Origin of the sequence: Hallella mizrahii (assembly GCF_009695775.1) — a bacterium.
In the GTDB taxonomy this organism is placed as follows: domain Bacteria; phylum Bacteroidota; class Bacteroidia; order Bacteroidales; family Bacteroidaceae; genus Prevotella; species Prevotella mizrahii.
This window is the reverse complement of the sequence record NZ_VUNG01000001.1, coordinates 117997-137856: the sequence shown is the minus strand read 5'-3', so window position 1 is coordinate 137856 and position 19860 is coordinate 117997. Positions and strand designations below refer to the sequence as shown.

14 protein-coding genes and 1 riboswitch are annotated in these 19860 nt (G+C 49.4%); of the genes, 5 read left to right on the top strand and 9 right to left on the bottom strand.

Translation table 11 applies throughout. From position 1 onward, the window contains the following. Window positions 1-2: 2 nt before the first annotated feature. The 3 genes from FYJ73_RS00540 to cas6 are packed head-to-tail and all read right to left on the bottom strand — an operon-like array spanning window position 3 to window position 3725. The gene (locus tag FYJ73_RS00540; RefSeq protein ID WP_154532533.1) at window positions 3-950 is read right to left on the bottom strand and encodes a type I CRISPR-associated protein Cas7; all 948 of its coding nucleotides are present in this window, start codon (window positions 948-950) and stop codon (window positions 3-5) included. An 11-nt stretch (window positions 951-961) separates the two neighbouring features. Continuing rightward, window positions 962-2938: a hypothetical protein gene (locus FYJ73_RS00535; protein ID WP_154532531.1), complete on the bottom strand. Its 1977-nt coding sequence runs from the start codon at window positions 2936-2938 to the stop codon at window positions 962-964. Window positions 2939-2945: 7 nt separating this feature from the next. Then, entirely contained in the window at window positions 2946-3725 is a 780-nt protein-coding gene (cas6, locus tag FYJ73_RS00530) for a CRISPR-associated endoribonuclease Cas6 (protein ID WP_154532529.1), read from the bottom strand. A 783-nt stretch (window positions 3726-4508) separates the two neighbouring features. Beyond that, window positions 4509-4609: riboswitch (TPP riboswitch) on the top strand. A 61-nt stretch (window positions 4610-4670) separates the two neighbouring features. Here cas6 and FYJ73_RS00525 point away from each other — a divergent pair. From FYJ73_RS00525 to FYJ73_RS00515, 3 genes are read left to right on the top strand one after another with little or no spacing between them, the layout of a single operon-like run. Beyond that, complete coding sequence (locus FYJ73_RS00525) at window positions 4671-6938, top strand: TonB-dependent receptor (protein WP_154532527.1); 2268 nt, start codon at window positions 4671-4673, stop codon at window positions 6936-6938. Further along, on the top strand, window positions 6938-7507 hold the full coding sequence (pnuC, locus tag FYJ73_RS00520; RefSeq protein WP_154532525.1) for a nicotinamide riboside transporter PnuC: 570 nt from the start codon (window positions 6938-6940) through the stop codon (window positions 7505-7507). The genes FYJ73_RS00525 and pnuC overlap by 1 nt, the downstream gene beginning before the upstream one ends. A 24-nt stretch (window positions 7508-7531) precedes the next feature. Continuing rightward, the gene (locus FYJ73_RS00515; protein ID WP_154532523.1) at window positions 7532-8215 is read left to right on the top strand and encodes a thiamine diphosphokinase; all 684 of its coding nucleotides are present in this window, start codon (window positions 7532-7534) and stop codon (window positions 8213-8215) included. A gap of 15 nt (window positions 8216-8230) precedes the next feature. Here the strand turns inward: FYJ73_RS00515 and FYJ73_RS00510 are convergent, their stop codons facing one another. After that, window positions 8231-8530, bottom strand: coding sequence for a nitrous oxide-stimulated promoter family protein (locus FYJ73_RS00510; protein WP_154532521.1), 300 nt, complete (start codon window positions 8528-8530; stop codon window positions 8231-8233). A gap of 127 nt (window positions 8531-8657) precedes the next feature. On the opposite strand from FYJ73_RS00510, the gene FYJ73_RS00505 reads away from it, so the two are divergent. Next, window positions 8658-9401, top strand: a complete 744-nt coding sequence (locus FYJ73_RS00505; RefSeq protein ID WP_154532519.1) for a NigD1/NigD2 family lipoprotein — start codon at window positions 8658-8660, stop codon at window positions 9399-9401. A 115-nt stretch (window positions 9402-9516) separates the two neighbouring features. Here FYJ73_RS00505 and FYJ73_RS00500 read toward each other — a convergent pair whose 3' ends face one another. From FYJ73_RS00500 to hflX, 5 genes are all read right to left on the bottom strand, one after another. Next, window positions 9517-11166, bottom strand: a complete 1650-nt coding sequence (locus tag FYJ73_RS00500) for a fumarate hydratase (protein WP_154532517.1) — start codon at window positions 11164-11166, stop codon at window positions 9517-9519. Window positions 11167-11285: 119 nt separating this feature from the next. Further along, window positions 11286-11651, bottom strand: a complete 366-nt coding sequence (locus FYJ73_RS00495) for a four helix bundle protein (RefSeq protein ID WP_154532515.1) — start codon at window positions 11649-11651, stop codon at window positions 11286-11288. A 148-nt stretch (window positions 11652-11799) separates the two neighbouring features. Continuing rightward, window positions 11800-14694 (bottom strand): M16 family metallopeptidase, encoded by a 2895-nt coding sequence (locus FYJ73_RS00490; RefSeq protein WP_419471117.1) that lies wholly within the window; start codon window positions 14692-14694, stop codon window positions 11800-11802. 81 nt (window positions 14695-14775) lie between these two features. After that, window positions 14776-16626 (bottom strand): DUF4954 family protein, encoded by a 1851-nt coding sequence (locus FYJ73_RS00485; RefSeq protein WP_154532511.1) that lies wholly within the window; start codon window positions 16624-16626, stop codon window positions 14776-14778. A 72-nt stretch (window positions 16627-16698) separates the two neighbouring features. Further along, window positions 16699-17952, bottom strand: coding sequence for a GTPase HflX (gene hflX / locus FYJ73_RS00480; protein WP_154532509.1), 1254 nt, complete (start codon window positions 17950-17952; stop codon window positions 16699-16701). A gap of 257 nt (window positions 17953-18209) precedes the next feature. Between hflX and FYJ73_RS00475 the strand changes: the two genes are divergently transcribed. Continuing rightward, on the top strand, window positions 18210-19709 hold the full coding sequence (locus FYJ73_RS00475) for a xylulokinase (RefSeq protein WP_154532507.1): 1500 nt from the start codon (window positions 18210-18212) through the stop codon (window positions 19707-19709). The last annotated feature ends 151 nt before the right edge of the window (window positions 19710-19860 follow it).

Below are 19860 nucleotides of genomic sequence, written 5' to 3'. Positions count from 1 at the left end.
TTTTAAATGTCGTATTGCGTTAAATTTACATTTTGGGGAAGGTTGATGATATCACAGGCAGATTTATCCAAATAAATTTCTACCTTTTCTATATCTGCAGCATTTTCTTCCAATAAGGACTTTAAGGATGCGAAGTCATATACATACTTTCCTTCTTTCTTTTCATCCATAAGATGTATCAATGTAGCAAAGCTCGGGAATACCTTCTTGGAATCTTCCTTCAGCTGAACCCATACTAACATCTCATTCTCGCATCCGGCTTTGGAAGCTGAATCATACCATGTAGCTCCCCGGCGCAGTCCTTCCTTCAACTTGTTGATATCATCGGTATTCAGTGTTCTGGCCTCTTCCCCAATAATGTAAGCGAGCTCCGACAAGTTGCCTGGATTAATGGAGAAATGATGCAGATAATGCCCCTCCTCCAATTTGGATTGGCGGCCAATAGTCGTATTTCCTTTTTCCGCATCGGCATCATCTGCCTTATTACTGAAAGGAGATATGATCTGCTCAGTATAAATGTTGTTCTCCTTCCAGATATTTACTCCGTGATTTACCTGAACTGGTCCATGGACAGAGATATTCGTTGCACCCGCAAATGTGGCGCCAAAGCAGCGCACGTCAAGACAAGAGAGAAGATTTTTTGCAACCTCCGTTTTGACAATGTTGTCCTTTTTTCCTTTAGCCTTTGGATATTCACCGAAGATGAGTTTATACCGCTCATCCAATGATCTAGGGTTCAGGCTTTCATTCAGAGACTTGAAATAGAAGATATGTTCCTCTGGATAAACATCCTTCAGATAATTCTTTACCGTATACTTGAAAGCCTTGTCGGTGGCGTAAACGACACCGCTAGGTAACGTACGGGGTTGGCCGGAGAAGTCTGCATTGTAGTTGGAGTTGATGGCTTTTATAATAGCGCAGCCAAAAACACGATTCTTAAATTCTGCCATTTTTGTTATTTTTATTCTTTGTTTCCTGTTGTCTGTTCTTTCTTTTCATAGATGACACATGGAGAGAAGCAACCTGCCAGAAGGTATCTTAGCAATGGCTTCATTTCTCCATCTGGTGCGAAGGTAAGCGCTTGTGCGGCTATGTTTTCAAATCGCCCCTTATGTACCACACGTATATCATGCTTATAGGTAGCTATGGACTGAGACAATGATGTCTGAAGCATAGAGATCTTACTCTTCTGTAGATAAGGTTCCAAAAGAGCATAAGTCTTGTTGCTTGCAGCACTTCTATCTATAAGATAGGATATTAATTGACCTGCTGCAAAGGCAAATTCTTCCTGAGTTTCTAAGTCAGCCTCGCCTAAAGAGACTTCGTAGAGCTTCGTTTTAAGTTCTTTGATTCTTGATGTCATTGCATTTTCTTTATTGTTAGAGAAGAAATCATAGAGACTGAACCACAAGTTCAGCTTTGTCTTTATCGGGTTGTTCCATTCTGTGCGTCCCTTAATTTTGTCGTTAAGGATGTTCGTTTTTATGGATGTGAGCAGCATGTCATCAATCATATTGCGAGTGATGCCACCTGTCTTAGACTTGTAAATATACTCGTAGATACACATACGGTATTTGTATATGAGATCTACCATCATATTTCCACCTGGAACATATTTAGGATCTAAATCGTCAAAATAGTGAGTTACATAAGTGTCATCTTTGATACGTACGAGTGAGTTGTTGAATATAGTTCTGACAGCGATCTTTTCAAAGTCGAAAATCGTTTGAATCTGTATGTCTGGATCTTTATTCATCTTATCATTGACATAGTAACCTGCTTCCATAAGATTGAATATGCGGATAGTTGGGACTAATCCAAATCTAAAAAGGGATACAAAGTCAAAGTCGTTGATTACATATCCCGACATTGTATTCTTTAAATTTAATAAGTAAAAATCAGAAAGATATTTTATATTTTTCTTTTGGAAGAGCTGAGTAAGAATTTGCCTTGTAGACATTTTCTCCCCGCTTTCATTATATATCTTGGCTATAGCTTTATTAATTTCTTTTTGATCCACAACAATTGGAAGTGGATTAGGAAAGCATTTGTGATGGAGTAATTTCATGAATTCAAATAAAAGCATGGCGTCTTCAGTAGAAACGCGCAGACTCACACCTCCTATCTGACACCCTGTCTGATGTCTCATAAAAATTTTCTTTTGGCTATATGCTGTGAAAAATCCAGCAGTTCCATATGCCTTATTTGAGAGTACATCACCACTGAATATCTCTTGTTCTAAATAATGACGGTATTGCTTTTCCTGCTCTTCTATAGGGATACTGCGCAAATAGATATGGAGATAATCCTTATCTTTAAGCGAGTTGTATTCCTCTATATTCTTTATTGCAGTCATCACTTCAGGGAATATTCTGAAGAAGCCATTTATCTGACTCTTATATTTATACGAAGGCTCTGGAAACAATTCACTTGATGCTTCTTTAAAATTTAAGCCATAAACAGCTATACTATTCTTTTTGTAATCGTTCAACCGGCTATAAACGACCTCATATTTTTTTTCACGAATGAGTGCTTCATTTTTTTGAATATCATCTATACTTGGTTTTTCGGCCTTCTTTAGAACGGGGATATTCAGAGTGTTTTTATCGGCTTCGTTGAATTTAAAGTTATATGCAATTGCGAATGGTGAGCAGGAATGTATTTTCTGTTTAGGGTCAAACTTCTTTACTTTATTCATAGAGATATATGTCGTGGCTTCTTGATAACGGATACAATCATCCCACAATTTTATCTCATCGTTTTCTCCATCATAGTAGGTATAGTCTACCCCCTCTTTTAGTTCCTTATTAACCCACCGACCGTTTTCGTCTATATTGATAAAGACATGCAAACCCTTATCAGGTTTAGCATTCCAATGCCTAATATCAGGAATATCCGCTAAAAGGTCTCGTGTGAAATTTATGATTTCTTTGATCATATTCGTTTTATTTTAAAGGTTCTATATACCCGAATCCCTGTGAGCATTCCTCGCCTATACCTCCCTCGCTGGCTATATGCATCAGCTCTGCCGGTGCCGTCAGTCGGAAGCGATAGCGATAGCCGCGGATGCGGGTTTGTTGCGGAGTACCGGCCTTAATAGTGATGAGGGCGGACTTGGGGCGCGGGCTCAACAACTCGAACTGGAAGCCAGCGGTGTCGCCGTTATAGGGGTGACCGTGGAGCGATTCATAGCGAGAAAGAAGACCTCGGAGAATTGCCTCTGCATAGTTAGGTGCTTCTGGCGAGAGGAAGATGGTACGGCCACCAGCATGCTCCTTGACACAGACGGGCGACTGCGCCTCCCACTCCATGGTAGGCTCAAGCGGGACAGAAGGCAACAGCTCTACATTGGCTACATGGAAGTCTACCCGATAATCTTTGTTGCCAAGGGTGAAGTGCTGGTCAGCAAAGAGACCTTGCACGAATAGGGTAGTGCTCTTCTCCGGCAGGAAGCTGATGGCCCACTCAGCTCGATTGCCGATGAGATTCATGCACCCCGCCTTGGGCACTATGCGATACTTGTCGGGGATCAGTCGGGAATAGCAGAAGAGTTTGAAACGCTTGCCACGCTCCAATTTGAAACCATTGTCGTGCAGCCAGGAGGAATAATCCCGGTCGCTCCTGCTGAGTATCTTATAGATTACAGCCGACTGCTCATACTGGTAGCTGAGGGGAAGCAAGTCTCCTTGTGCACGATCAACTTCCAAGATAAGCCTAAACCTCATAGCTACGATTTTTCTTAAGTTTTTAGTTATGTTAGCAAAGTTAAGGATAATTATTCGGAATCGCAAATATATTTCAGCGTTTCTATTTATTATTTTCGAAAATCATATGGAGAAGACCATTGCAAGGAAGCTGTGCGAAGATACCTTCCTCCAACTCTGAAAGCAAGGCAGGGTCAAGAAGAGAACATAATTTCTTCCATTCCCAATGGGAGATTTCTTCCATTCTGATTGAAAGAAGCGCATCCGTGAATCATGTATCCAAGTCTTTACGGTAAGAAAATCGCTGACAAAATCATGTCCTCGAAAAGTTTCAATCTAGAGAGCACAGTGAGGGCTTTTTGAGAAAGAAGTGAGCTGGAAACAGGGAAATAGTAGCGTGAAATCAACAAAACAGTGGGATGACTAAGTAAAAATACTGATTTTAGTGACACAAAAAGGTGGTTTTATGAGATGAAACAACCGAGATGATGAAAAATTCTCTAGAGAATTTTTCATCAAAAAGGTACTTTGACAAGAGCCTGAAAACGGTCTAAAACTTATCTGTCTGTTAATCAGCGATTTAAGAAAATGCTCAAAAATTGCACGAAATCGGGCAAGAGACCTTTTGCTAGCAAAGAACGGCAAAATAAGGCCTCTAAAATGTCAGTTTATTCAACAATCGATGCGGTCATCAAAAAGTAGGACTCTTAACGTTCTTGCAACATTTTTTTGCAAAAGCTTCCTCGTTATCGGATTTCTTTGTAACTTTGCAGTGTGTCAAGCAGTCAAAGCTGTCACACACACAACACATTATTGGGGTGCCTGGGCGTTTGCCCTCGCTGAGATCATACCCGTTGAACCTGATACGGACAATGCCGACGCAGGGACGAGATTTTCTTTTCACCTCTTTAATAGATATTGTGCTTATGGTAAAAAGAAAACATCTAATTTATTTTTTAAACAGTCATGGATAAACACTTATTGATGATGGTCGCACTGTCTTGTGCCGCCACTGCTTCTTGGGCTGCCGACAACGAGCCGGTAGACTCCATCCGCACGTATGAGCTTCAAGGCGTACAGGTGACTTCCACCCGCGCCGGCAAGAAGACACCTATGGCCTTCTCTACGCTCACTCAGAAACAAATCAAACAAGTGAACTTCGGGCAGGATATCCCGTATATCCTCTCACTGACGCCCTCCGTCACCACGACATCCGATGCCGGCAACGGTATTGGCTACACCTCCATCCGCGTGCGTGGCATTGATCCGAGCCGTATCAACATCACTGCCAACGGCGTGCCCGTCAACGACGCGGAGAGCTCGCAGGTCTATTTCGTCAACATGGGCGATCTCGCCTCTTCGGTACAGAGCATGCAGCTGCAGCGCGGTGCCGGTACTTCGACAAATGGTGCAGGTGCCTTCGGTGCTACGCTGAATATGCAGACGGAAAATATTGGCACGCAGCCTTATATCGGCCTCGATGCCAGTGCCGGTTCGTATTATAGCCACAAGGAGACGCTGCGCTTCGGCACCGGTCTGCTCCATGACCACTGGGGATTGCAGGGACGACTGTCGAACATCGGATCGAAAGGTTATCTCGACCGTGCCTCGACAAAACTCAACTCCTATTTCCTCCAGGGCGGCTATTTCTCCGACAACACCATGGTGAAGTTGCTGACCTTCAACGGTACCGAACAGACCTACCACGCGTGGAACTATGCCTCGAAATATGAGCAGAGCCTCTACGGCAGACGCTACAACTCCTGCGGCGAGTACTACGACGACAAGGGGAATGTACATTATTATAAGGATCAGACCGACAACTATCATCAGATGAACTATCAGGCCATCTGGAACCAGCTGTATGGACAGAACTGGTCTTCAAACGTCACACTGCACTACACCTACGGCTATGGCTACTACAACGAGTACAAGTCGAACAAGGACTACCGGGACTACGGACTGTCCGACACAAAGTTCAAGAGCGACCTGACCCGTAAGAAGCTCATGGAGAATAACCTCTACGGCGTGGTGGCAAGTATCAACTACGACAACAAGTCGAACTATAAGGCTACCCTCGGCGGCGGATGGAACAAATATATCGGCGACCACTGGGGTGAGGTGCTGTGGACAAAGGACAAGGTCAACACGTTCTATCCCGGATACGAATATTACCGCAACCGCGCATGGAAGTCCGACTTCAATCTCTATACGAAAGAGTCGTGGACCTTCCTCCCCGGTCTCAACGCTTACATAGACTTGCAGTATCGCCACGTGGGCTACCGCATGCAGGATCCCCGCGACTATTACATCGACGAGGACCGTACGAAGGGCTACTGGGCACACGACGACTTCGACTTCTTCAACCCGAAGTTTGGTATCAACTATCAGCTCGACAGCCACAACCGCCTCTATGCCAGCTACGCCATCAGCCATAAGGAGCCCACACGCAACGACTATCAGAACAACTACGTCAACCATCTGAAGGCCGAGAAGCTCCAGGACTGGGAGTTGGGCTACCGCTACGAGAGTCCCGCATTCTCCGCCGGCGTGAACCTCTACTACATGTACTACAACCATCAGTATGTGCTCACCGGTGAGCTCGATGAGATTGGTGAGATGAAAGCCAGCAACGATAACAGCGGTAAATCTTATCGCGAAGGCGTGGAGCTGGAGGCTGCCTGGAAGCCTGTCGACTGGTTCCGCTGGGATGCCAACGCCACGCTCTCACGCAACATCTGCAAGGACTGGACGGTGACACTCAAAGACGGATCGGCAGTCAGCCTCGGTGACACCCACACTGCCTTCTCGCCCGACTTCATCTTCAACAACATCTTCACGTTCAATTATAAAGGTTTCAACGCCGGCATCCAGAGCCAGTACATCGGCAAACAGTATCTGACCAACACCGACTTCGACAGTTATAAGAACTACAATAAGGACGGCAGCTTCGACCGGAACGTGGATATGTTCCTCAAAGCACACTTCAATACCAACGTGAACCTGAGCTATCACTTTGCCCTGCCCTGCTTCGGACTGAAGGATATCACCCTCGGCGTGACGCTCTACAACATCTTCAACGCCAAGTATGACAACAACGGCTGGGCAGCTCCCTCGTTCCGCAAGGACAGCAAAGGCAATGTCGAGGCTTACTGCACCAACGACCTCTATGAGGCAGGCTTCGCGCCCTCGGCTCCGTTTAACTGGATGGCACATCTGAGCATCAACTTCTAATGCTGGATTTATTTGGAACGATCATCGGCCTTGTATATATCTATCAGGAGTACAAGGCCTCGATATGGCTATGGATCACCGGCATCATCATGCCGGTGGTCTATATGTTTGTGTATTTCGACGCCGGACTCTATGCCGACTTCGGCATGCAGGTCTACTACGCCTTAGCTGCCGTCTACGGTCTGCTCGTATGGAAGTTGGGCAAGAAACGCGGACAAGCGCACGAGGGCGACATGCCCATCACGCACGTCAAGCGCAGTCTGCTTATTCCCTCTATGCTGCTCTTTCTCGCTGCCTGGGCACTGGTCTACTGGATTCTCATCCGCTTCACCAACTCCACCGTGCCCGTGCTCGACTCTTTCGGCAACGCGCTGAGCTTCATCGGACTGTGGTGGCTCGCCCGCAAATACGTGGAGCAGTGGTTGCTGTGGATTGTCATCGACGCTGAGCTCTCCGCCCTCTATGTCTACAAAGGGCTGCCCTTCACCGCCGGCCTCTACGCTCTCTATGTCGCCATCGCCGTGGCCGGATACTTCAAATGGAAGAAAGCTGCTATAAGTTGTAATTAAGCATGTCAACGAAAAGGATCTAACATGAATGATTTCTCTGCCGTCATCCTTGCCGACGGCGATTTTCCTACTCATCAAATACCATTGGGTATTCTGCATCAGGCACAGCGGCTAATCTGCTGCGACGGCGCGCTGCTCACACTCTTCAAGCACCAGCCACAAGAAATAGAAAGACTGAGAGCGGAAGGAAAACTCTTTGGTGTGGGCGACGGCGACAGCCTGCCAGCCGGACTCAAGGCGCAGTATGCCGACATCTTCCATGCAGTCAGCGAACAGGAGGACAACGACCTGACCAAGGCAACACGCTTTGCCATCGGTCTGATAAAAGCATCAACAAAGGAAAACGGTGAGAAGCAACAGCCACGGCTGGCTTATCTGGGGGCCACCGGCAAGCGCGAGGACCACACTCTCGGCAACATCGCACTGATGATGCGCTACCTGCGCGACTTCGCCATCCTGCCGGAGATGTACACCGACTACGGTTGGTTCACGCCCGCCAACGGCAATATGGTGTTCAGCACCTTTATGCGTCAGCAGATGAGCATCTTCAACTTCTCCTGCACAAAGCTGGAAAGCACCGGACTGCGCTGGCAGAGCTATGCCTACAAAGAATGGTGGCAGGGCACGCTCAACGAATGCACTGGCAGTGAGGTCAGCTTTCGGGCCGACGGCGACTACATGGTCTACCGCACCTACGACGCCAAGTAAACCTCTGTACTGCGTTTATCCTTTGTTGAGCAGATGGCGGAGCACCTCCAACGGCGCATAGAGAATCATACGAGGACCCGTCCACCGCATGATCTGCCGCACGCGCTCACGCTGCTCGGGCGCATAGCAGTGACAGGGACAACGCTTGCACGCCGGCTTCTCGTCCTGCCATCGGCAATGATCCAAGCGGTGCTGACAATAGTCGGTCAGCGCACGGTATTCCTCGGAAGGCTCCTGCTGATGAAGACGATGACGGCAATAGAGCCGGATCATAAACGCAATCGTACGCTTCTCCCTGTCTATGACTTTTCCCATAATGCGGTTCGCTTTGATGAATAGCTGTTGTTGATGAATTGCAAAGGTAGCAAAAAAATGTAAAACGCAAGCAAGTTTTCCTTTCTCCCTTTATTTTACGAGTGAATATCAAGAAAGGAAAACGATCATGAAACACTATTTCAAGAAAGCAATCCTGGCCCTTGGACTGTTGGCCGGGCTCGTCACTCTCCAATCATGCAACGACGACGATGACAACTATTATTATCCCAGCTACCTCCCCAACGCCCTCGTGACTGTGCGTCCGGCCGCCGACGGCTCGTTCACCATGCAGCTGGACGACTCCACGACGCTCACGCCGGCCAACATGCAGCAATCGCCCTTTGGCAACAAAGAGGTGCGTGCGCTCATCAACTGCTATAAAGCCAACTCCACAACGAACGCCGACAACCGCGTGAACATCGTTTGGATCGACAGCATCCGCACAAAACTGCCGGTAGTCACGACAGGCAACGACGACGATAAGACCTATGGCAACGACCCGATAGAAATCGTCAGAGACTGGGTGACCGTAGCTGAGGATGGCTATCTGACACTCCGTTTCCGCACGCGCTGGGGCAACAGTGGCCGGGTGCACTACATCAATTTGGTCACAGGTACCAACCCCGACGATCCCTTCGATCTGGTACTTCGTCAGGATGCCAAAGGCGACACCTACGGCACTTGGGGTGACGCGCTCATCGCTTTCAACCTCAATGAGCTGAAGAGAGTCCACGGCGACAAGGTGAAACTGACGCTCCGCTGGATGTCATACTCCGGCGAGAAGTCGACGACCTTTGACCTGCGCCTGCGTCCCACTGCCTCAACATCAGCGCTCACCAGCCGACTGCCGCTCAGCGCAAAGGTGAAATAGACAAGACATCATTAAAAAAGCTGGAACACTAAGTTTGTGATCATTAACAACGAAAAAAGTCCGGAAGCAGCAATTGCCACTTCCGGACTTATTATTTTTAACAGCTTAGATTCTGTTATTTGCAAGCACCGCAAGTCCAGGGTTTCAACTCCTTGAAGAAGTCGTGGCCCTTGTCATCCACGAGAATGAAGGCGGGGAAGTCCTTGACAGTGATCTTCCAGATAGCCTCCATGCCGAGTTCAGGATACTCCACGCACTCGATGCTCTTGATGGCATCCTGAGACAGCACAGCAGCCACGCCGCCGATGGTGCCCAGATAGAAGCCACCGTGTTTCTTGCAGGCGTCGGTGACGACCTGCGTGCGGTTGCCCTTGCCAATCATGATCATGGAACCACCGTGAGCCTGGAACTCGTCGACATACGGATCCATACGGTTGGACGTTGTCGGACCCATGGAACCGCAAGGATAGCCTTCCGGAGTCTTGGCTGGACCAGCGTAGAGTACAGGATGGTTCTTGAAGTACTCGGGCAGCTCCTCGCCCTTGTCGAGACGGGCTTTCAGCTTGGCGTGAGCGATGTCGCGAGCCACGATGATGGTGCCGGTGAGGCTTACACGGGTAGAGACAGGATACTTTGTCAGAATGGCACGCGCCTTGTCCATGCCCTCGTCGAGGTTGATGGCAATGCCGCCATTGTCGCCCGGCTGCTGCAATTCAGCAGGAATGAGGTTGCCAGGATTGGTGTCCATCTTCTCCAACCAGATACCGTCCTTGTTGATCTTTGCCTTGATGTTGCGGTCGGCAGAGCAGCTCACGCCGAGACCGATCGGGCAGCTGGCACCGTGACGGGGCAGACGGATCACACGCACGTCGTGGGCGAAGTACTTACCACCGAACTGTGCGCCGAAGCCAATCTTATGAGCTTCTTCGAGCAGCTTGGCCTCGAGGTCGAGGTCGCGGAAGGCGCGGCCGGTCTCGTCGCCCGTCGTTGGCAGGTTGTCGAGATAGTGGATAGAGCCGAGCTTCACGGTCAGCAGGTTCTTCTCAGCCGATGTGCCGCCGATGACGAAACAGATGTGGTAAGGAGGACAAGCGGCTGTGCCGAGACTCTTCATCTTCTCCACGAGGAACGGCAGCAGTGTGCCCTCGTTCTGAATCGTAGCCTTGGTCATCGGGTAGAAATAGGTCTTGTTGGCAGAGCCACCGCCTTTGGCAACCATCACAAAGCGGTACTCAGCACCCTTGGTAGCCTCGATGTCGATCTGTGCGGGCAGGTTGCACTTGGTGTTCACCTCGTCGTACATGGTCAGGGGCGCATTCTGAGAGTAGCGCAGATTGTCCTGAGTATACGTGTTGTACACACCGCGTGACAGTGCCTCTTCCTCATCGAAGTCGGCCCAAACCTGCTGTCCCTTCTCGCCGTGGATGATCGCTGTACCGGTATCCTGGCAGAAAGGCAGAACGCCCTTGGCTGCTGTCTCGGCATTGCGCAGAAGCGTCAGAGCCACATAGCGGTCGTTATCAGAAGCCTCAGGATCGCTGAGGATGGCAGCTACTTGCTCGTTGTGTTTGCGACGCAGGCAGAACTCCACGTCGTGGAAGGCCTGCTGGGCCAACAGGGTCAGAGCCTCGGGTGTGACCTTCAGAATCTCTTTGCCCTCAAAAGTTGATGTACTCACTCCCTCTTTGGTGAGCAGGCGATACTCGGTATCGTCCTCACCCATCTGAAACATGGGAGCGTACTTGAAATCTACTGGTTTTGCCATAATCTATAGATGTTAATGTATAATGTATAATGTATAATGAGCAATGTATAATGGATAATGTATAATGTATAAAGTATAGTGTATAAATAATAAATAAATGATTTGCGGTGAACAAGCTACTAACCCTTGCCTGTGCGATTTGGTCGGTTCTTAAGAATAGCCGTAAGAATTTTGAGAATCTCCACGCAGTCATCATTGATACTCTCGTATGATCGGCCGTCAATAAAATCGGCTCCATGCAAGACGTACAACCAATATTCTGTTTCCTTTGCTTCCTTCAAAGATATCCCCAACTTACAGTAGAAATCTGTAGATGACGGTGCCAAATGAGCTTCTGCCGCATTCGCGCCTATACTCGTACCACTTCTTAAGATCTGATCAGAGAGCGCTCTTGGAACCTTCGTCTTATCCAAATACCGGTAAAGCTTCACTATTCGCACTGCAAATCGTTTACTTTTCTCCAATATGGCATTATATTCTGTCATAAGATCTCTACTTTTATATTGATAAGGCTATAGAACTTACGCCACATTTCAATGGGGGGAAAAGCCTTATGCAAACAGCGAAAGGCTTATCTACCCCCCAAGCATTTATTTATTCATTTCTATTTATACACTATACATTATACATTATTTAGAATCCGAATATTTCTTCTTTGGTTAATCGCTTTACCGGTCCTATCTTCTGCAGTGTGTTCATGTCGAGCTCTTTCTCATCGCCGAGGATGATGTAGCGATAGGGTTTGCCGGAGATGTTCTCCTTGGCGAACTTCACCAGGTCTGCCATGGTCAGCGACGGCAACTTGTCGTAGATGACACGGTTGATGTCGTAGTTGAGGCCACGTTTGCGTGCGGTAAGATAAGCATTGAGCACAGAGAACTTGGTGGTTCGGGCCGTGGCGATGCTCTTCATCAGGCTTTGCTTGGCAAGGTCGAGGCCAGCTTGACGTTCCGGCATGTTGTTGAGCAACTGGTTGAACTCCTTGATGCAGTCCGTCATCTTGTCGTTCTGTGTGATGATATAGGTGTTGAAGCACTCCGGGTCGCCCTTGCGGTCCGGTGTGGTCAGCCATGCACCGGCACTGTAAGCCAGTCCGCGGGCTTCACGCAACTCCTGGAAGACGATGGCATTCATGCCTCCGCCGAAGTACTCGCCGAAGAGCGCATTGACAGGAGCCTGCTCGGGTGTCCACTGCTTGTTCTCGTTGAGATACTGCGTCATGTAGATGTTCTTCGCGTCATAAGGTGCTATCCACACCTCGTTCTGCGTTGTAGTCGTGCGCGTATAGCGGCGGGCTGCAGGCAAAGTGGTCTTCATCGTGCAAGGATAGCTCTTTGCCACGGTAGCCTCCAACTGCTTCATCGGTGTGGCACCATAATATAATAAGGTGTACTTACCCAGATTTTTCAGTTGAGCGAGCAGTTGCTGAGGATTGGCCTTATGGAGTTCATCAGCACTCATCTTGTTGCGGAAGCCGTTGTAAGGGCCATATTCGCCATACTGTCTCAGGGCCGAGAAGCAGACACGCTGGTTGCCCTTGGCATCGTTGCGGGACTTCAGCGTCAGACCGACAAACTTGTTGTAGCTCTCCGCATCGGCTTTGGCATGGTTGATATAGTCACCCATGAGCTTCAGTGCAGCGGGCATGTTCTCGTTGAGTCCGCTCAGCGACACACGTGTCTCGTCATCGCTGACACTCACGCTGTAGTCGCAAGCTAACTGATAGAAGGCTTTCTTGATGTCATTGGCCGAGCGGGTGGCAGTGCCGACATAGTCGAGATAGTCAGCCGCAACCTGCAACTGCTTGCTGTTCTCACGGCCTACAGGGAAGACGAGCGAGAGGTCGAAGAGGTCGTCAGTGGCGTTCTGCTTGTAGAGTACCTCGGCACCGTTCTTCATCTTACCCTTAGCGAGATCCTTGTTGAAGTCGATGAACTGTGGCTGGATAGGCTCCGGCTTGCTATTGACAACGGCGGTGAGGAAGTCACTATGCTTGTCGTTGTTCGTGGGTATCGGCGTGATGTGCGGCTTCTCAATCTTGTGGATCGTCGTGTCGTTGCCGAGACGCTTGTAGACACAGACATAGTTGTCGAGGAAGTGACGGCGGGCGAAGTCCACGATCTGCTCTTTGGTGATCTTCGACATACGGTCGAGCTGCCCCACGACATGCTGCCAGCTCTCGCCATTGATGAAGGCATCCTTCATCATCTCGGTGCGGTTGCGGTTACTGCTCAGGCCGCGCAGCATGTTAAGTTTCTTGTTGGCAAGGACAGCCTTCATCAGGTTCTCGTCAAACTCTCCACGTTTGAGTTTCTCTATCTCGGCAAGCATGAGGTCACGCACCTCTTCGAGCTTCTGTCCCTGCTTGGGCTCTCCCTCAGCGATGAACGTGGTGTAGTCGGCCAAGCCTTCCACGCCGGTACCGGCACTCATCACCTTCATCGGTTGGTTGAGGTCGACATCCATGAGTCCGGCCTTGCCGTTGGAAAGGAGATCAGAGATGAAGCTCAGCGTGTCGGACTGGTCAGAAGCGGCTTTGTCAAACTTCCAGCCGAGTATCACGTTCTCAGCTTCCTGTCCGACAACAGTGGTGTCGACGTGCTGCTTCAGGTCTGCGACAGGCGCATACTCGGGTCGTGAAAGCGTCGTGCTTGGTTTCCAGGAGCCGAAATACTTGTCGATGGTGGCCACGGCCTTGTTGGGATCGAAGTCACCTGCCAGGCAGATAGCTACGTTGTTGGGCACGTAGTAGCGATGGAAATAGTTTTTGATGTTGACGATACTCGGATTTTTCAGGTGCTCCTGCGTACCGATGGTAGTCTGTGTACCATAAGGATGAGTAGGGTAGAGCTTCTTTCCGAGTGCTGTCCACTCCTTGTTGCCGTCGCTGGAAAGGCCAATGTTGTATTCTTCATACACAGCTTCCAGCTCCGTGTGGAAGCCACGGATGACCATGTTTTGGAAGCGGTCTGCCTGAATCTTTGCCCAGGTATCGATCTCGTTGTTGGGGATGTCCTCCTGATAACAGGTGACATCGTTGCTCGTGTAAGCGTTGCTGCCCTCAGAACCGATGGATGCCATCATTTTATCGTACTCGTTGGGGATGTTGTACTTGGCAGCGAGTTGCGAGAGCGAATCAATTTTCTCGTACCAACGCTTCCGTGCTACGGGATCGGTAATGTGGCGGTATTGCTCAAACCGGTTCTCGATGGAGTCGAGAAGTGGCTGCTCGGCAGCGAGATTTGATGTGCCGAAGTGGGTCGTGCCCTTAAACATCAGATGCTCGAGATAGTGAGCCAGGCCGGTAGTCTCCTTCGGATCGTTGCGTGAACCGGTGCGCACGGCGATGTAGGTCTGCAGCCGTGGCTTTTCCTTGTTCACGCTGGTGTACACTTTTAGACCGTTGGGGAGCGTATAGATGCGTGTCTGCATCGGATCGCCCTTCACGGTCTCGTAGTGATAGCTCTGTGCCCACGTGGCTGTGGCAAGCAGCGAGAGAGCCGAGAGCATGATAGTTTTACAATTCATCATAGTATTTGTTTTACTCAAAATATTGATTATTCTGATTAGTTTTCTCTTTTGCCGGAGATCTTGAAAACGGCGATTAGGCTACTGTTCTTCAAAGTCGGTCTCTTTGTCGAGACTGCTCAAGAAGTTGTCAAGCACACACTGCTCGACGTCACCCATACGGAACTCTTTCTCGGCGTCTTTTCTTATTTCATTGATCCAAGCACGCCGGGCTTGAACATAGTCGTCGTGGATGCGTGCCGCGTCCTCTAAGGTCAAGGTGGCAAGTCCGTAATAGTCGAGTATCAAACGGTAGGTCCAGACCCACTGATAGTCGCGATAGTGAGTGTGAATGTCGTGGAAACGCTCGTTGACCTTGTCCACAGTGTCCAATACGCCTTGCTTGATATCGTCGGCAAGCCGCTGTTCCTCCGATTCTGGTAACAGCAGTCCCGACAAGTCGACCCAGTCACCAAGCCCTGTGTCGGTCGTCGGGGCAGAGAGGGTGGGGTCTACCTTGAGTCTCCGCTTGATGACGGCACCCATATAGATGCGCAGTGCTACATCATAGTATTTGATTCCTTTTTGCAGAGAGGTGCTTTTGATGACATATTCATGGAAGTTATAGCTCGACACATCCTCACCGGAAGCGTGGCGCAGGTCTTCAAGAATCTTTTTGCCTTTGACGATTTCCTGCACGGTGAACGGCGAGAGCCAGTCGAAGTTGACAATGCTCAGCTGAGCGCCGGCAGGGCGCATGTCGCGCTTGGGCCACTTGCGGATGTCGCGATAGAGTCCTACTGTGGTGATGTTGCGGCCGGGCGAGAGATACATCGTGTCGCCGTAAGCAATGAGGTAGGAGAAGGGAAGGTTGCGTGTATCGGGATGATGCATGAGCTTGCCAAAGCAGACGCTGAAGGCACCAATGGTAGCAGGCATGAGCAGATAAGCGCCACTCGCTGTCTTTGTGCCACGTTCCAAAATACCCCAGTGCATCGGTCCCATCTTGTAAGCATGGTTGGAGAAGTTGGTAGCCGAACCGGCATTGTAGAAACTAAACTGTGCGCCGATGAGCAGGCTGCTCTTATGGTGGCTGGCGGTAAAAGGACCACAGAAGGCTGCGCAGGCCTCGCCGTTGCTCATATAGCAGTTGGCAAAAAATACGCTTGCCGAAGCCGTGAAGCCATTGCTCAGCTGACAAGCCTCACCAACAAAGCAGTCCTGCATCTTCACAGAGTTGATAATGCTGGAGCCATAGTTGATGATGGAGTTCTCACAGATGACGCCTGTACCAATATATACGTTGGCCTGTGGCGTGGAGATAATCGTACAGTCGCTCAGCCGGGAGGCACCGTTAACCTCACAGTCGTCACCGATAATGGTATTGGTGATCTCCTTGGTGTTAATGATCTTCACACGATTGCCTAAAATACCATGGTCGGGCAATGTCACTCTGATGTATTCGCGTATCATCCGCCGCAGGCTGTCCTTCAGTTCTTTGTCGTGGGCATGCTTCACCATGAAGGCAGCTGCCTGACTATTGAGGCGGTCAAAGAGCAGCACATTACCCTCGCCGACCTCGTTGAGCACGGAGATGAGATTGCCTTCGCCATAAGTGGCACCCTCGGTTGTTTCGAGAGTACTGATATTAGAGATGTAGCAGCCATCGCCAATGGTGTAGTTGTTGATGTAGTTTCCTACATTCTCTATCAGACAGTTGTCGCCGATAGCGACATTGCGCAATGTGGCATTGAAGATGCCCGTATGTTTATAGAAATCCTTCGACACTTCGATGCTGGTCTCGAAGACGCCTAACGTAATCTTGCCATAGAACATCACACGGCGCAGAAACGTAGGCTGGAAGTCTTCGTCGACCTGTATGTTGCTCCAGTCTTCAGCCCAGCAGCCTTGGTCTTCAAGGATCGTGATCTCTGTATCTGACAGTGTTCTCATGTTCGTTGATCGTTTAATGTTGATTCATCTTCCATCCTTCTTCCTTCCATTCTACGACTGATACACATGCCATCAATCGTCACTCATCTCAGGATAGAGAAAGTCGTTATAAGGATATTTCTGCACATGCAGCTCACGCACACGCTTATAAAGCACGTTGCGCATCTCGTCGATGTTTTGCTTCTCACGTGCTGAGATAAACAGACAATCGTCACCTAAGCGTGCCATCCACGTCTTCTTCAGATCGTCGAGTGTGCGGTTTTCCTTTGTCGGTGGGGTAAGGTCATCAGGATCTTTTTCTACCCAGTGGTAATTGTCGATCTTGTTAAACACGATGATCGTGGGCTTGTCTGAGCATCCCAGTTCCTTGAGCGTCTGGTTGACCACTTCTATCTGCTCCTCAAAGTCGGGATGAGAGATGTCAACGACGTGAACCAGCAGGTCTGCTTCACGCACCTCGTCGAGCGTAGACTTAAAGGAATCTACCAAATCGGTAGGCAGCTTGCGGATAAACCCTACGGTGTCGGCCAGCAGAAACGGCAGGTTGCCGATGACAACTTTTCGCACAGTGGTGTCGAGAGTGGCGAAGAGCTTGTTCTCAGCAAAGACCTCACTCTTGGCCAACAAATTCATGATCGTAGACTTACCGACGTTGGTGTAGCCCACAAGAGCCACACGGATGAGCCGTCCACGGTTTTTGCGCTGTGTGGTCTTTTGTTTGTCGATCTCTTCCAACCGCTTTTTCAGCAAGCTCATACGGTTGAGGATAATTCGGCGGTCCATCTCGAGCTGGGTCTCACCCGGTCCACGCAGTCCCACTGAGCCTTTTCCACCACCGGAACCGGAGCCACCGCCCTGACGTTCCAAGTGAGTCCACAGTCGCTGCAGACGTGGCAGCATATAACGATATTGTGCCAGCTCCACCTGCGTCTTTGCGTTGGCGGTCTGCGCGCGCATGGCGAAAATGTCGAGAATCAACGACGTACGGTCGAGAATCTTCACGTGCAGTTCGTTTTCTATATTGCGTATCTGCTTGGCACTGAGCTCATCATCAAAGATGACCATACCGATCTCACGGTCGTTCTCTTCCTCTTCGTGGATATATTGCTTGATTTCCTCGAGTTTACCCTTTCCTACATAGCTGACAGCACTCGGTCCACCCACACGCTGCGTAAAGCGCTTCACGGTGACAGCACCGGCTGTGTCGGCGAGAAATTCCAGTTCGTCGAGATATTCCTTGGTCTTTGCCTCATCCTGCTGGGGGGTGATAAGTCCCACCAAGACAGCAGTCTCAGCCTTTACCTCAGAAATAACAAATTCCTTCATATTATAATATAATGTGTATATGTTAGTGCAAATGTACGCTATTTCCACCACATCTGCAAATTTTATAAGTAAAAATAGAAATAGGAATAGGCTATTGTATCAAATTCTTCATCATTCGTTTCATTTGCTCTTGCTATAAAGTTAAAAGGACAAAAAAACATTTGTAAATGATTCGAAAATATTACCTTTGCAAATATAAAACGACTCAAAAACACGAAACCGAAGTACCCTTCGGTCTCTAATAACCAACCTGAATCATGAGCAAACAATATCTTTTAGGATTCGACGTAGGCTCCAGCAGCGTGAAAGCATCACTTGTCGACGCTGAGACAGGAGCAATGGCTGCCACAGCCTTCTTCCCTGAACACGAAGCTCCTATCAAGGCTGTCAAGCCGGGATGGGCAGAACAAAACCCACAGATGTGGTGGGACAATGCCAAACTGGCTTTACAGAAGATCATGGCTGAGACAGGTGCAAAAGGAGAAGACATCAAAGCTATCGGTATCTCTTATCAGATGCATGGCCTCGTGGTCGTGGACAAAGAACTCAAACCCTTGCGCGATGCCATCATCTGGTGCGACTCCCGTGCCGTTCCCTATGGAGAACGTGCCTTCAACGACCTTGGAAATGATTACTGCCTCCAGCATCTGCTCAACTCTCCCGGCAACTTCACGGCAGCCAAACTGGCGTGGGTGAAGGAAAACGAACCGGAAGTCTTTGACCATATCTATAAGATCATGTTGCCAGGAGACTATATCGCCATGCGTCTCAGCGGCGAGCCAAACACCACTATCGGCGGACTGAGTGAGGGTATCCTTTGGGACTTCGTGGAGAAGAAACCTTCCGAGAAGCTGATGGATTACTTTGGCTTCCCTCACGACATCCTGCCTGACATTGTCCCGACCTTTGCCGTACAGAGTCAAGTCTGTGAATCGGCAGCGAAAGAACTTGGTCTGAAGGCCGGCACGCCAATCAGCTATCGTGGTGGCGATCAGCCCAACAACGCGCTGAGCCTCAATGTTCTTCAGCCTGGCGAGATTGCTTCTACCGCAGGAACCTCCGGCGTCGTCTATGGCGTATTGGGAGAAATCGGCTACGACAAGAAATCAAGAGTGAACACTTTCGCCCACGTCAACTATACACCAGAGCAGACTCGCCTCGGCGTCTTGCTTTGCATCAATGGTACCGGCATTCTCAATGCATGGGTACGACGCAATATTGCTCCGGAGGGAATGAGCTATCAGGACATGAACGCCATGGCAGACACTGTGCCCATCGGCAGCGACGGCCTCTCTATCATTCCTTTCGGCAATGGTGCCGAGCGTGTCTTGGAGAACAAAGAGATCGGTTGCTCTGTCCATGGATTGAACTTCAATACCCACACTCGTGCCCATCTCATGCGTGCCGCACAGGAAGGTATTGTCTTCTCATTCTGCTATGGTATGGAGATCATGCGGCAGATGGGCATGAAAATCAACAAGATCCACGCCGGGCGCGCCAATATGTTCCTCAACCCAATGTTCCGCGACACACTCGCCTCCACCAGTGGCGCAACCATCGAACTCTATGAAACCGACGGCAGTATGGGCGCAGCGAAAGGTGCCGGCATCGGCTGCGGTTTATATAAGAGCGGGGAGGAGGCATTCGCGTCGCTCAAGAAACTGGCCGTCATCGAGCCGGATGAAAAGCATGAATCTGAGTATCTCGACGCTTACGCAAGATGGAAGGATGTGCTCGGACGCGCTAAGAACGCATAGATCTGGCCCTCAAGACAAAGATCGATCACGTTTTAAAGCATAGGTAAAGATGGCGTAAAGCTATCCTCTGCCATGAAGATGACATACATCTGACTATCATTATCATATCGGTCGGGAGATTTGTCGCAGCCCCTTGAGCAAGGCAAATCTC

Coding starts and splice junctions, on each gene's coding strand:
- FYJ73_RS00485 (WP_154532511.1), bottom strand. CDS start 16,626: ATGAGAACACTGTCAGATACAGAGATCACGATCCTTGAAGACCAAGGC.
- FYJ73_RS00490 (WP_419471117.1), bottom strand. CDS start 14,694: ATGAATTGTAAAACTATCATGCTCTCGGCTCTCTCGCTGCTTGCCACA.
- FYJ73_RS00510 (WP_154532521.1), bottom strand. CDS start 8,530: ATGGGAAAAGTCATAGACAGGGAGAAGCGTACGATTGCGTTTATGATC.
- pnuC (WP_154532525.1), top strand. CDS start 6,938: ATGCTGGATTTATTTGGAACGATCATCGGCCTTGTATATATCTATCAG.
- hflX (WP_154532509.1), bottom strand. CDS start 17,952: ATGAAGGAATTTGTTATTTCTGAGGTAAAGGCTGAGACTGCTGTCTTG.
- FYJ73_RS00525 (WP_154532527.1), top strand. CDS start 4,671: ATGGATAAACACTTATTGATGATGGTCGCACTGTCTTGTGCCGCCACT.
- FYJ73_RS00505 (WP_154532519.1), top strand. CDS start 8,658: ATGAAACACTATTTCAAGAAAGCAATCCTGGCCCTTGGACTGTTGGCC.
- FYJ73_RS00515 (WP_154532523.1), top strand. CDS start 7,532: ATGAATGATTTCTCTGCCGTCATCCTTGCCGACGGCGATTTTCCTACT.
- FYJ73_RS00500 (WP_154532517.1), bottom strand. CDS start 11,166: ATGGCAAAACCAGTAGATTTCAAGTACGCTCCCATGTTTCAGATGGGT.
- FYJ73_RS00540 (WP_154532533.1), bottom strand. CDS start 950: ATGGCAGAATTTAAGAATCGTGTTTTTGGCTGCGCTATTATAAAAGCC.
- FYJ73_RS00475 (WP_154532507.1), top strand. CDS start 18,210: ATGAGCAAACAATATCTTTTAGGATTCGACGTAGGCTCCAGCAGCGTG.
- FYJ73_RS00535 (WP_154532531.1), bottom strand. CDS start 2,938: ATGATCAAAGAAATCATAAATTTCACACGAGACCTTTTAGCGGATATT.
- FYJ73_RS00495 (WP_154532515.1), bottom strand. CDS start 11,651: ATGACAGAATATAATGCCATATTGGAGAAAAGTAAACGATTTGCAGTG.
- cas6 (WP_154532529.1), bottom strand. CDS start 3,725: ATGAGGTTTAGGCTTATCTTGGAAGTTGATCGTGCACAAGGAGACTTG.